A 14,430-nucleotide genomic window follows, 5' to 3' on the forward strand; every position below is an offset into this window, starting at 1 on the left:
CGAAGCCGTATCCTCGAATGCAGGAACCTCGCTGTATCTTAAAAAGTAAACAGGCTAGGTGATTGAGACTTGAGCAGTGCCATTGGACTTTAGTCCGCATCCAAGAAAGGACTAAATTTCTCACTACAAACCAATTTGATTGTCATCGTTCCATAAAGGTTTGATCGTTCGGACTTTAGTCCGCATCCAAGAAAGGACTAAAGTCCGAACGATCAAACCTATTTGATTCTGGTCATTGTAGCGGAAACAATATCAAAAATAAATCTCTTAATTTATACTTTCCAAAACAAAAAGCGCCCTCATTTCGAGAGAGCGCTTTTTGTCAATCAAAAGCTAAATTTAGCCGTTGATGGAAGGAGCAACCATTGCTACTGGGGTGACTTCACCGGCGGCCAAGTCGAGCGGGAAGTTGTGAGCGTTGCGCTCGTGCATTACTTCCATACCCAAGTTGGCGCGGTTGATGACATCCGCCCAAGTGTTGATGACGCGACCTTGTGAGTCGATAATCGATTGGTTGAAGTTAAAACCGTTGAGGTTAAACGCCATCGTGGAAATACCTAAAGCGGTAAACCAGATGCCGACAACTGGCCACGCACCTAACAAGAAGTGCAAGGAACGGCTGTTGTTAAAGCTGGCGTATTGGAAAATCAAACGACCGAAGTAGCCGTGGGCTGCAACGATGTTGTAGGTTTCTTCTTCTTGACCGAATTTGTAACCGTAGTTTTGCGACTCAGTTTCACTTGTCTCGCGAACCAAAGAAGAGGTAACGAGAGAACCGTGCATGGCAGAGAACAGAGCACCGCCGAATACACCGGCAACTCCCAACATGTGGAAGGGGTGCATCAGGATGTTGTGCTCGGCTTGGAACACGATCATGAAGTTGAATGTGCCGCTGATACCCAGGGGCATACCGTCAGAAAAGCTGCCTTGTCCGATCGGATAAATCAAGAATACCGCGGTAGCAGATGCCACAGGTGCAGAGTAAGCCACGCAGATCCAAGGACGCATTCCTAAGCGGTAGCTCAGTTCCCACTGACGGCCCATGTAGCAAAAAATGCCGATGAGGAAGTGGAAAATGACGAGCTGGTAAGGGCCGCCGTTGTACAACCATTCGTCTAAGGAGGCTGCTTCCCAGATGGGATAGAAGTGAAGCCCGATCGCATTTGAGGAAGGAACAACAGCACCGCTGATCAGGTTGTTGCCGTACATCAAGGAACCAGCAACTGGTTCGCGGATGCCGTCGATATCTACAGGAGGAGCTGCCACAAAGGCAATAATGTAGCAAACGGTGGCGGTGAGGAGAGTTGGGATCATCAGAGTCCCGAACCAACCCACATAAATGCGGTTGTCCGTGCTAGTTACCCACTCGCAGTAACGTTCCCAAAGGCTGCCACTTTCGCGACGCTGTAAGGTTGTTGTCATTTGGTTTATGATTGCTTAATTGAATTTTCAACGTTCTGTTGTGGAAATCTCCACGCTTATATTAGTAACATTATTCACTCAAGTTTGCCAAGGGTTTAGTGCTTACAATTAAAACTTTTTACAAACATTTACAAATTTTAATTTTTAGTGAATATTTGTAGTTATTTGCAAAGCAATATTACAAAAAAAATACGATCGACTACAGCGGACAGAGGAGCTGAATTTTTTGTCTGTAGGTTTGTTCAGCAGTTGAATTCAATTACTGTTGTTCAGGTCGATCGCCTTTCTAGTTAAATATCTCTTAATTAGGTTTTGAACAGATTATTTTTAATATTTGTTTACATATCGATGGTCGGTGGATTTGGGCAGGTAATTTTTTATTTGTATAATATTTGCCAGTTGGTTGATGGTGCGATCGCGCTACACTCAATAATCCTCGATCGAGCGAGTTCATTAACAAAAAAACCCGGTTATATCGTGTCCGGTGGATTGACCGCAATAAATAAAGTTCGGTTCGTAGTGTGGACTTTAGTCCGCAGTATGTTGCGGACTAAAGTCCACACTACGAACGGTTTTTGTTTCTGAGGATGAGTTCGCAAGTTCTGCGGGAAAAATCAGCCTTTAGCCTGGGGGCCAGTTCATTTGGCGTCCGCCGAGAATGTGAAGGTGCAGGTGATCTACGGTTTGTCCGCCGTCATTGCCGGTATTAATCACGACGCGATAGCCGTTACTGAGTCCGAGTTGTTCCGCTACCCGCTTGACAGTCAGCAGCAGGTGTCCCATGAGGGCATGATCTCCCGATTCGGCATCGGCTAATTTGGGAATAGGTTTTTTGGGAATGACGAGGATGTGGACGGGCGCTTGCGGATTGATATCTCTGAAGGCGAGGGCTAAGTCGTCCTCATAAACGATGTCTGCGGGAATCTCTTTGCGGATGATTTTGCTGAAAAGCGTTTCTTGGGTTGTCATGAGTGTTAACGAAGTTCGGCAACGGGCAATGTACGGGATGTAACGGATGTAACGGATAAATTTTCAGGGAAGGGGGAAGGCGGAGGGGACAAGGGGAGGAAGGAAGGGGGAAGAGGCAGGAGGAGAGAAGGAAGAGGAGAAAAGGAAAAGGCAATGAAAAGTTTTTCTTGCCTCTTCCGATATTCATTAGTCATTGTTAATCATAATAGATGATGGAGCGAAGACAGGCAAATTGAGGATAAACAAAAATGCTTGCGAGGGTTTGGAGTGCATCGATCGTAGGAATTGACGCGGTAAAGGTGGGTGTAGAGGCTGATGTGTCGGGGGGACTGCCGAAAATTGTGGTTGTGGGGTTGCCCGATTCGGCGGTGCAAGAGGCTAAAGAAAGGGTTAAGGCTACGCTCAAAAATTCGGGATATGGTTTTCCGATGCGGAGTATTGTCATAAATTTAACTCCGGCGGACTTGCGTAAGGAAGGCCCGAGTTTTGATTTGCCGATCGCCATTGGCATTTTAGCAGCATCGGAACAGGTCAGCGCCGAGCTGTTGGGAGATCATTTGTTTTTGGGGGAACTCTCGTTAGACGGGAGTTTGCGGCCTGTGGCGGGGGTTTTGCCGATCGCCGCTGCTGCTGCCAAAATGGGTATTTCGGGGTTAATTGTACCAGCGGCCAATGCCACAGAAGCGGCTTTGGTAAAAGGAATATCTGTTTACGGTTTTGAAAATATATTTGCAGTTACTGATTTTTTGAACAATCCTCAAGTTTATTCACCAATACAAGTAAACGGTAGAGAAGAGTTAGGCAAAACGCGGTTTCCGGGTCTAGATTTGAAGGATGTAAAGGGGCAAATTCACGCGCGGCGGGCTTTGGAAATTGCGGCTGCGGGGGGACACAATTTAATTTTTGTCGGGCCTCCAGGGAGCGGTAAGACGATGCTCGCAAGACGTTTGCCGGGTATTTTGCCACCGCTGACTTTTGATGAAGCTTTGGATGTGACTCAAATTCATTCGGTGGCTGGGCTTTTGAAGGATAAGGGTATGCTGGTTAGCGATCGACCTTTTCGCAGTCCTCACCATTCAGCATCCGGGCCTTCTCTAGTTGGCGGCGGCAGTTTTCCGCGTCCGGGTGAAATTTCCTTAGCACATCGCGGCATACTTTTTCTGGATGAATTAACGGAATTTAAAAGAGATGTTTTGGAGTTTTTGCGACAGCCTTTAGAAGAAGGTTATGTGACGATTTCTAGAACCAGACAATCGGTGATGTTTCCGGCACAATTTACATTAGTTGCGAGTACGAATCCTTGCGCTTGCGGTTACTATGGCGACTCGATCCAACAGTGTACTTGTTCGCCCCAAAAGAGGGAACAATATTGGGCAAAACTTTCGGGGCCTTTGATGGATCGGATCGATTTGCAAGTGGCGGTTAATCGTTTGAAACCAGAGGAAATTACCAGACAGGCGACGGGGGAGGAGTCGGAACCGGTGCGGGTGAGGGTGCAGCGGGCGCGAGAGATGGCGACTCGCCGTTTTCAGTCGGAATCTGGGTTGCGGTGCAACGCGCAGATGCTAAGCAGCCACATTAACACATGGTGTCAGTTGGATGATGCTTCGCGGAATTTGCTGGAGATGGCGATTCGGAAGTTGGGGCTTTCGGCGCGGGCTAGCGATCGAATTTTGAAGGTTGCGAGAACTATTGCTGATTTGTCGGGGGATGAAAGCTTGAAGACTAATCACGTGGGGGAGGCGGTGCAGTATCGGACGATCGATCGGATGCAGTAGAATTATTTGCGATATGAACGTCGATATGTCGATATAACCCTTCTCAGATAAGGAATGACAATTAAATAACTTACAATTTTAATTATTGTGGGATGGGCGTCCCGCCCGTCCTACTTTCAAGAGTATAAATTATTTAATTCGCGATCCTAAGTGAGGTATGTTGTTGGGCTTTAGCCCTCTTATAGTGATTGTATACTAATGAACGAAAATTTAATAACTTACACTCTTGAAAGTGGGGTATTGGGGCTTTTCTGCCCTTTTTGGACGGGCTCTCCCGCCCATCCCACAACAACAATTAAAATTGTAAGTTATTTAATTCGCGATCCTCAGCGAAGTCCCATCAAAAAATCCATTTACATTCATACCTCATCTTTCGCTCGAAATGCTATAGCGGTTTGCAGAAAGATGAGGTATGGCTGACAGCTTCTAGAACCTCTAAACTAAGAGGGCCCAAGCCCAACTACGTCCGCGAATATTTTTGAGAAGGGCTATATATTAACTAAATTGGATATATAGAAATACGCTTGAGTTAATACATTCCTATTTAGAAACCTCTGGGAAAAATAGACACGCTCGATAGCTTCGCTCTTCCCTCGCAATGACAAAAAAATCTTAACTCAACCTTAGAGGTATCACTGACAGCTTATATAACAACAAAAATAAGAGGGCTAAAGCCCAACAACGTCCGCGAATCTATCTGAAAAGGGCATTGTACCAAGCATCAACAAAAATTGCTACAACACAATCTTTCGGTGGAATGAGCGTCCGAGTTGTTTCCTCAAATATTCTCGCCTGTGCTTCCCTCGATTTTCGATTTTTTCGGTACAAGCGATAGCGACACACCCTACAAAATAAATTGGGAGAATTGGTATTATTTACGACCAGTCAACAAATAAGTAACCATGTATCCCTTGCCCTTAACTTGAATCGCCCCTCGCTTCTGAAAAGTGTATTTATTCTTTAATATTTCGTAGGTTTCGGCGGTGACTTGAATGCAGCCTGTTATTCCGTGGGATTCCATGCGCGAAGCAATATTTACTGTGTCGCCCCAAAGGTCGTAAATAAACTTTTTTAAGCCGATGACGCCGGCAACTACAGGGCCGCTGCTAATTCCGATCCGAATGCTGAATGGTTCGGAATGATTTAAGCTCAGAAGCCGGATTTCTTGTAGCATATCGATCGCCATATTCGCCACCGCCTCGGCATGATCCTCTCGCGGCGTAGGTAAACCGCCGACAACCATGTAAGCGTCACCAATAGTCTTAATTTTCTCCAAACCGTGGCGATCGGCTAAATGGTCAAAAGCTGAAAAAATATCATTGAGCACTTTCACTACCGCAGTCGCTGAAATTCTCGACGAAAGCTCTGTAAAGCCCACAATGTCGGCAAACATCACCGTTACTTCCCCAAAACTTTCGGCGATATTATGTTCATTGTCTTTCAAACGCAGGACGATCGCCGCCGGCAAAACATTCAGCAACAGTTGCTCGGATTTGGCTTGTTCCAATTCCAACTGTTGGTAAGCAGCCTGCAACTGTTCGGTTTGGAGAATTCTTTCTCGGGCTAGCTTTTCGATTTGGGCGGTGCGACTCAACGCTGTCAGCATATATGTCACCGGCAGCAGAGTCCACAACATCCCCATACTCAGAGTTCCCCAAGAACGCCAGTGCTTGCGAGTCTTCCGAATTTCCGGGGTTGCAGACACGTATAAAGACCACTGACTGCCGCTAATTTTCAGCACCCTTTGGCAAGCTGCATACTGCGGGCCTGGATTGTCCAGAATCGGGCAGTTTGACCTTTGAGTTACTTTCGCAGCGGCCGATGCGGTGAACACTTGTTGGGTGGAGGATTGGAACAGCGCCTCAAATTGCGGAATTTGCCCGTCAGCAGCCAGATTTTGGAGAACGGGGTCGCCCGTTGGCGGTAACAACGGCAGTGCTTCTGGCTTGTCTGGAGCCTCGCTGGCGAGATAAATGGTGAGGTAGTCGGTATTGCGTCCTTTTAAAGAGGTTTGGAAAATATCTTTGCCTTGAAATACGCCCAGAACAAATCCTTGCAGCAGTTGGCGGCGGGATTCTAGGGTAGTCGGTTTAGTGCTGTTTTCGTAAATCGGAACTATTACCAAAAGACCGACTTCCGGGGAATTGCCCTGAATTAGACCGGCGTAGCTGGTGACAATCATTTCTCCAGTATCGCGCGCGCGATCGATCGCGGCGCGAATTTCTGGGTGGGAGGTGAGGTCAAATCCCAATGCTGTCTCGTTTCCCGCCGTTGGTTCGACGTAGAAAGCTGGGAAATATTCCGAACGCTGGCCGGCCTTGCGTAGTTCTCCCTGGGGCCCGCGTTCTGTAATCTGGAAGCTGGAGTCGGTTTCGGTTCTGGCTTGGGCTTCGTAGTTGGCCCGCTGGGAATTGGGAACGCGGGGGGCCCAAGCCAGCAGTTGCAGGCTGGGGTGAACGGACAGGGGACGGCCGACAAACCGAGCAAAAGAAGAACGTTCGACGGCGCTAAACGCTTTCATGTAGTCGCTGAGGGCGAGAACTGCGTCTAAGTCGGAGTTGAGTTGGCGTTCGATGCCGATCGAAATATCGTCGATGCGGCGGTGCATTTCGTAGTCGTGGCGCCTGTCTTCCCAGTCCCAAACCAAGGCAAATGCCAGGGCCGAGAATCCGACACCCAAAACAAGTGTCAACCCGGCTGGAATGTAGCGAGACCAGGATAAAGGTAGTTTTTTCAGCATAATTGCCTAGCGAATAAGGGCAGCAGATGAGCACACCGCGCAAGTGAGATTAATTTCGGCGTCTCAGTGCCGTTAATTCAAAACCCTGATAACTCAAGCACCGACGGCAATTTGGCATTAAAAGTTAGATATAGCCTCTCGATCTCCCATAGGAGGTACTATGCGGCATAGGGCATAGGGCATAGGGCATAGGGCAGACCTCACCACGCGATCGAACCGCTATATTTAAACTTTTATCTAAATTTCCATCCTTTACACCGGAATTTCAATCCAGAATTCTGCTCCTTGTCCGGGCGCTGAGATGCACCGCAAACTTCCCTTATGTTTTTCTACCACAATCTGATGGCTGATGGACAATCCCAAACCTGTTCCAGACCCAACCGGTTTTGTGGTAAAAAAGGGGTCAAACAGGCGCTTGCAAACGTCTTCGGTCATTCCCGGGCCGCTGTCGGCGATGCAAATGACCGCGCGATCGCACTCGCCGACATTGCTTTTACTATTGTTCAATCCAGCTTTTTTCATTTCAGTACGAATCACGATCGTTCGAGGTTTATTGTGATTTTCTACAGCGTCGATCGCATTGCTGATAATATTAAGAAATACCTGATTTAACTGCCCAGCACAACAGTTGATTTTCGATAGATTCCCGTAGTCTTTAATAATTTCTATTTGTTTTTCCTTGATACCTTTATGCAATCGATGCTGCACAATTAACAACGTACTTTCAATTCCTTCGTGAAGGTCTGCCAACTTTATCTCTGATTGATCTAATCGCGAAAAATTCCGCAGCGACAATACAATATCACTAATTCTTTCTACTCCTACTTTCATAGAATTTAGCATTCTGGGCAAGTCTTCCTTGAGGAAATCAAACTCTACTTGCTTCAGTGTTTCGGTAATTTGCTGAGCCGGAGATGGGTAATAGTATTGATAGAGATTCAAAAGTTCTATTAAGTCGTTAAAATAGATATTGGCGTGAGAAATATTGCCGTTAATAAAATTTGCAGGATTGTTAATTTCATGGGCGATACCAGCCACCATCTGGCCGAGGCTAGACATTTTTTCGGATTGAATTAATTGGATTTGAGTGTGTTGGAGTTGTTCGTAGGCTTCTTGCAATTGAGCTGCTTGTTTCCTCAATTGAGATTCCGAAGCTTGGAGTGCTGCTGCGGAAATTTTGCGGTTAGTGATATTTTCAATCATTCCTAAGTTGTAAATCGGTTTTCCTTCGCCATCTCGAATCAAAGTAGCTGTCACATTTACCCAAACAGTTTTACCTGTAGCCGAAATATGGCGAATTTCGATTTGATAGCTCGGAATTTCTCCCCGATTGAGAGCGGCAGCAAGTTGGAGATTGTTTTGGCGATCGTCGGGATGCCCAATTTCTATAAATGTTTTACCCAGCAATTCTGCTGCTGTATATTGTAGCATTTCGCAGTAAGTTTTATTGACTCGCACCAACTGGTTATCATCTAAATTGGCTAAGTAGATACCGATGGGTGCATCTTCAAATATTTTGCGAAATAGTTCCTCGCTGGCCCGGACTTTAGCTTCGAGGGAAAGCCGATCGGTGATGTCTTCCAAAGTACACAAAATGCCGACGACATTGCCGTAGTTGTCGTGCAAAGGTATTTTATTTGCATCCATCCAGCGCTGGGTGCCGTCGGCTTGCATTTGAGGTTCAATAATGTGATATTCTGGGGTGTTGGTTGCCATAATCCGGCGATCGCAATCTCGGAAAAATTCAGTTTCTTCTGGCTTCCAGGGCATATCGCAGTCCGTGAGACCGGCGATTTCTGTGGGATGATTCAAACCTGCGATGGTGGCAAAGTTTTTGTTGCCTCCCAAGTAAACTGAATCTCGATTTTTCCAAGCGATTAACTGAGGGATGTTGTCGATCACCAACCACAGCATTTTTTTGGATTTTTGCAAAGCTTCCGTGCGTTCTAGGACGCGCTTTTCCAGTTCTTGATTGGCTTGTTCTAGGGCAACTTTTGACTCGCCCAGGGCAATTTCTGCTAGCTTGCGATCGCTAATATCGATTGTCACCCCTTCCCAAAGTATCTCGCCGCCCGGTTGCAGTTCGGGGCGGGCTATGGCGCGAATCCATTTCAGTTTTCCCGATCGCGTAACGATCCGCCCTTCATATTTCCAAGGTTGTAAATTTTCCCCGCAAATTGTGAGTGACTCTAGCATCGGTTGTAGGTCTTCTGAATGCACCAACGACCACATTAAATTTGAGTTTTTTTGAACTTTTTCTGCACTTAATTCGTAGAGTTCCCAACAGCCGGGACTGACATAAATAAATTGGTTGGAACCGTCGGGATGCAGCAAGTATTGATAAATCATTCCCGGCAGGTTGGCGGCCATTTTTTGGAATCGGGCTTCGCTTTGCTGCAGTGCTGATTCTGCCTGTTTGCGATCGCTAATGTCGATCAACAAGCCATCCCAAATAATGTCACCTTTTTCGCTCAGTTCGGGTCGGGAAGCCCCGCTAATCCACTTGATGCGATCGCCCGGGAACACTAATCTGCCTTCCCAGCGCCAAGGATCTAATGTTTTAGCTGAGATAGCCACAGTTTCCTGGAAGCTTGGCGCATCGTCTGGGTGAACGATTTCGATCGCAGGAATAGCAGAATTTTCCAGCACCTCTGGTTCTAATTCGTAGAGTTCGCGACAGCCGGAACTGACGTAGGGGAATGACAAAGTACCGTCTGCTGCTAGCTGAAATTGATAAATCATGCCGGGAACGTTGGCGGCTAGTTTTTGCAACCTCGCTTCGCTTTGCCGGAGTGCGGTTTCTGCTTCTACGCGATCTGTAATATCATAAAATGCCGATAAAATTGCTGCTTCGCCCTTAAAATTAATCGCTCGCATCGACATCTTTACCCAAAAAAAACTGCCGTTTGCTTTCTTGAGGCAGATTCGATCGCTGTCGCTAAAGCCGTGCTGTTTGACTAATTCTAGCAATTGACGGCGATCGCTGGCATTAGCATAAAAGTCGAGCTTTTTTTTGCTACCGACAAGCTTGTCTGAACTCAAACCGAAAGTTTTTCCGAAGGCAGAATTTGCGTACAAAATTGCGCTGTCACAACGGCGCGTAACGATCGTAGGAATGGGAGTCGCACTAGCGATCGCCCGCAATCTTTCTTCGCTTTCTTCCCTGGCTGTTTCCGCTGCGACTCTTTGGGTAATATCGTTCTGAACTCCGATAAAATGAGTTAATTTGCCCTCGCCATCGAGGACGGGGGAAACAGTTAATTCGTTCCAAAAATGAGTTTTGTCTTTGCGGTAATTTTTGAGAATTACCTTAACTTCTGTTCCCGATCGCAAACTGCTGCGGAGTCTGTCTAATTCGGCGCGATCGGTATCCGGGCCTTGCAAAAACCGGCAGTTGCGTCCAAGGACTTCTTCCCGGGTGTAGCCAGTCAGTTTCTCAAAAGCAGGATTGCAGTAGATAATTGGTGTTTCAGGCAAGCTTGCATCTGCAATGACGATGCTGCTGCTCGACGCTGCGATCGCCCTTTCTAGCAGAGACAGGTGGAAAGAGTCTGTTGTCATCGGTGGCAATACCCACACTCCCAAAGAGCGGACAGAAAAATAAAAATTTATCGATAGCTTGACGCATTCTTATTTTATTATCTTATTTTAATTTAGCTTTTTCCACCAAGCCTACAGAAAAAAAGCCGACAAACAAAGAATATCGGGCAATTTCAACGGCTATCTCATTTTAGAGTTCTGATTTAAGATTTTCTCTCGCCGATGACTTATGCTCTCAGGGTGGGGAGCAGATCTACAGCAGTTGTATTTTTTTTTGAAACTGGTATTATTTGCGATCGCCAATCATATCATGTCGGGTGGATTACCATAACAAAAACGGTTTGTAGTGCGGACTTCAGTCCGCAGCTTGAGAGCGGACTGAAGTCCGCACTACAAACAAAAATCGAATAATCTATCTAGATTGACAAGCTGATGCAAGAACCCCGAGCAGTTTTGCTGACTTCAATCCTGGCTTGAAAAGCTTCTTTCAGGTGCGGCATATGGGTGACGGTGAGGATGCAGGCGAAGTCAGAGGCGATCGCATTAATTGCAGCAATCAGGCGATCGCACCCTTCCGCATCCTGAGTCCCAAATCCCTCATCAATAATCAACATTTGCAAAGCCGTCCCCGCCCGCTGAGACAGCAATCTCGCCAGCGCCAGCCGAATCGCAAAATTAATCCGAAAAGCTTCGCCGCCCGAGTAAGTTTCATAGGGACGAGTACCGCGAGCATCCGCAATTAAAATGTCTAAAGTATCAATCAATTTAGTGGCTTTTTTAGAAGCCGCCGCCCGCTGAGTAATAAATTGCACGTGCAACTGATTCGCGCTCAATCTCGACAAAATCTGATTAGTTTCAGCTTCCAGTTGAGGCAAAACATTTTCAATCATCAAAGCTTGAATCCCGTTCTTGCCAAAGGCTTGACCCAATTCTTGATAAACTTTGTATTGGCGTTTAGCAACCTGCATTTGCTCTTTTTGAGCGACTAACTGAACTTGCAGATCTTCCAGATTTTGCTGCTGCTGCTGGAGGCGTCCGAGACTTCCCAAATGTTGGTCTAGCTGCTGGCGGCGGCGGCTTATTTGTTGTTCGATCGCACTTATTTGAGCAGTCGGATCGGGATGTTCTTGCAACTGCTGGTTCATCGCGGCAGTTTGAGCAGTGACAGCTTGCAAATCGCGATCGCGCACGGCGATCGAACTGGCGATTTCATTAACCCGCTGCTGCACTTGGGGGAATTGCTGAGTTGCCGATCGCAATTTTTCAGCGCGGGCGATCCAAAATTGTGTTTTACGCATTTCGCTGCGGACGTGTTCGTGCTGTTCCAAGTTATAGCCAACTTCCGCAATGTATCTATCTAAGGACAGAATTTGCTGCTGGATTTGGGAGCTATTTTTTTGCTGTTCTAACTGTTGCTGTACGGCGGCTAATTGAGTTTGCAAATCCGGGCGGCGGCTGTTAATTTTATTAAGTTTCTGCTGAGCGTCTTTGATTTGAGCTTGCTTAATTTCCGCCCACCGCAAACGCTTTTCATCGCTGCGGGCGAGAGAGTGGCTGCGATCGCTATAATTGAGCTGTTGCAGTTGCTGTTCAATTTGCTGGAGTTCCCTCAAATCATCAGATCCGTACTCGCCAGTACGCAGCAACCGCTCTATTTCCCTAGCATCTTGACGCATACTTTGCAGTCGAGTTTCGTCTTGGCCCAGGCTATCCAATTGTGCTTGCAAATGGCTGCGGCGTTCCCGCAATTCTTGGTAAGGCGCTAATTCCTGTTCTAGTTCGCGGTATTCGTGTCTGAGGACTTGAATTTCGCGCTCGGAAACTGCCAACTGTTCGCGGACAACCCACAGTTGATTCCAGATTTCCTGCTGTTGGGAGTGATGTTTTGTGACTACCAAATTCCAGTAGTGTTCGTCTAAAGGTCGATCGCACAAAGGACAATTCCCAAAATTTGCATCCCGCACAATCAAAGGCGAATTAACTTCTTGAGTTTCGGCAAAATTGGCAGATTTAGCTTCAGTTGCGCTGGTTTCTGCTTCATTTTTTCGCAGCAGTTGCAATTTTTGGTCAATTTCGGCGAGTCGGGTTTGATAGTCGCGGCTTTTAGATTGCAGATTTTCTAGAAAGCTGTGCCTTTCTTGGCCTTTTTCGCGGACTCGTTCCTGATAAACTCGCTTGTTTTCCAACTGAACAATTTGATGGGCGATGGCGGAGATTTCCTGCTGCAATTGCGGCTGTCGCTGCTGTTGCTGAACCTTCACCTGTCGGTTGATTTCGGCTAAGCGGGCGGTTAAACCGGCCTGGGCGCGATCGAGCTTTTGTTGCTTTTGCTGCTGCTGTTGGAGCAGCGGCGAAACTTGCAGTTGCAGTTGCTCTAGTTCGTTGAGGCGCGATCGGGCGGATTGCAACTGTGCGAGTCCTTTGTCAACCTCCGGCTGCTGCTTGAGAACATCTAGAACATCTTTTTCATCTTGTTCTAAGACATCTAATTGAGCTTGCAACTGCTGAATTTTGTTTTGCAAAAGGCTCAATTCTTGCCGTTGCTGTTCTTGCAAGTTTTGGCGCTGATTTTGCGCTTGTTGGTGAGCTTTGAATTTTCCAGCCTGCGTCTCTTCTGTGGATTGTAAACTCTGAAAATAGGCAATTCCTGCTGTTATCTCATTTTCTTGGGCGAGCAGGGCTTGCAGCTCGTGTTGCTGCTGCTTGGCGACTGCGAGTTCTTGCTGCAAGCGGCGACATTCTTGAGAGATATTATAGTGTTGTTGCTGGTGGCCGGCGAGGAGTTTTTGCCAAGTTTGGCGGTTGTGGTGCTGGAGTTGCAGTTGCTGCAAATGTGCTGTGTCGGCTTGCTGCTGTGAAGAGAGCAAATCGGTTGCTTGCTGCAATTGAGTTTGTTCGGATGCGATCGCTTCTTTTTGTTGCAGTTGCTCTTGGGTTGTCTGCAAGCCGTGTTTTAGGACTTCGACTTTGGCTTTAAAATCTCTGGCTTTTTCCTTGGCTTGTTCGGATAAAGTGTCGTAGCGATCGAGTTTGAGGAGGTTGGCTAAAACTTGCTTGCGCTCGATCGGCTTTTTGAGCATAAACTCATCAGCACGCCCCTGCCGCAAATAAGCCGAGTTAATAAAAGTATCGTAATCTAGCTTGATATGTTCGAGAATTTTCTGCTGAGTATTTCTCAGCCCCTTGTCCGTGAGAGTGCGAAAACTGAGTCCATCCTGAGTTTCGGCGCAATTCAAGCTAACTTGAAATTCCAAACTTCCCGATTGTCCGCGCCGGCGGTTGCGAATCACCCGGTAGATTTGGCCGCCGGTTGCGAAAGTGAAATCAACTCGGACATCAATTTCGCCGATATGGATGATATCGTCTTCTGTATCGCTGCGACAACTGCCCCAAAGCGCCCAGGCGATCGCCTCTAGGAGAGAAGATTTACCAGCACCGTTAGGCCCGCAAATGCAAGCAGTGTGCAAGCCGCGAAAGTCTAAAGCAGCTTCGCGATAGCTGAGAAAATTTTTGAGAGTAAGTTGTATAGGAATCATTTAAGGCCATCGCGCCATACAATCTATCTATAAATAACACTATTTGTGCGCTGTTGGCTAGTTATTCAATCCAGATTTATAGCCATCCTAAATGATTTGTACATATAGCAGTTCTCCAAAAAGTGAGGTATGCCCTATGCCCGGCGCAGGCCTATGCCCTATGCCCGGCGCAGGCCTATCCCTAGTCGTACCTCATCTTTCGCTTGAAAGGCTATATGTATGGGTAGTGCCAAGAGTCCCTATCCCCAGCGCCAAGACGGGCATAGCGGGGGTTGCTCCTAGGAAAATTACACAACAAATTTAGGACGGCCAGAGAACAATTTTGACATCTCCCCACACTACGAACTGCGGACTAAAGTCCAATGGCACTGCTCAAGTCTCAATCACCTAGCCTGTTTACTTTTTAAGATACAGCGAGGTTCCTGCATTCGAGGATACGGCTTCG

General features: G+C 47.0%; 6 protein-coding genes. 1 reads left to right on the forward strand and 5 read right to left on the reverse strand.

Annotated elements, in window-relative coordinates:
* Positions 1-339: 339 nt before the first annotated feature.
* Together psbA and JGK39_RS28510 are read right to left on the reverse strand one after the other, a co-directional pair.
* Positions 340-1,422 (reverse strand): photosystem II q(b) protein, encoded by a 1,083-nt coding sequence (gene psbA, locus JGK39_RS28505; protein WP_293260513.1) that lies wholly within the window; start codon positions 1,420-1,422, stop codon positions 340-342.
* A 621-nt stretch (positions 1,423-2,043) separates the two neighbouring features.
* Positions 2,044-2,391: a histidine triad nucleotide-binding protein gene (locus JGK39_RS28510; RefSeq protein WP_293260510.1), complete on the reverse strand. Its 348-nt coding sequence runs from the start codon at positions 2,389-2,391 to the stop codon at positions 2,044-2,046.
* Between the two features lie 248 nt (positions 2,392-2,639).
* On the opposite strand from JGK39_RS28510, the gene JGK39_RS28515 reads away from it, so the two are divergent.
* Positions 2,640-4,169, forward strand: a complete 1,530-nt coding sequence (locus tag JGK39_RS28515; protein WP_293260507.1) for a YifB family Mg chelatase-like AAA ATPase — start codon at positions 2,640-2,642, stop codon at positions 4,167-4,169.
* A gap of 871 nt (positions 4,170-5,040) precedes the next feature.
* On the opposite strand, the gene JGK39_RS28520 is transcribed toward JGK39_RS28515, so the two are convergent.
* The 3 genes from JGK39_RS28520 to JGK39_RS28530 all read right to left on the reverse strand — a co-directional run bounded on the left by JGK39_RS28520 (position 5,041) and on the right by JGK39_RS28530 (position 13,985).
* Positions 5,041-6,909, reverse strand: coding sequence for an adenylate/guanylate cyclase domain-containing protein (locus tag JGK39_RS28520; RefSeq protein WP_293260504.1), 1,869 nt, complete (start codon positions 6,907-6,909; stop codon positions 5,041-5,043).
* Between the two features lie 252 nt (positions 6,910-7,161).
* On the reverse strand, positions 7,162-10,470 hold the full coding sequence (locus tag JGK39_RS28525) for a PAS domain S-box protein (protein WP_293260501.1): 3,309 nt from the start codon (positions 10,468-10,470) through the stop codon (positions 7,162-7,164).
* A 395-nt stretch (positions 10,471-10,865) separates the two neighbouring features.
* Positions 10,866-13,985 (reverse strand): AAA family ATPase, encoded by a 3,120-nt coding sequence (locus tag JGK39_RS28530; RefSeq protein ID WP_293260498.1) that lies wholly within the window; start codon positions 13,983-13,985, stop codon positions 10,866-10,868.
* Positions 13,986-14,430 lie beyond the last annotated feature (445 nt).

The organism is Microcoleus sp. PH2017_12_PCY_D_A, from assembly GCF_020738565.1.
GTDB lineage: Bacteria > Cyanobacteriota > Cyanobacteriia > Cyanobacteriales > Microcoleaceae > Microcoleus.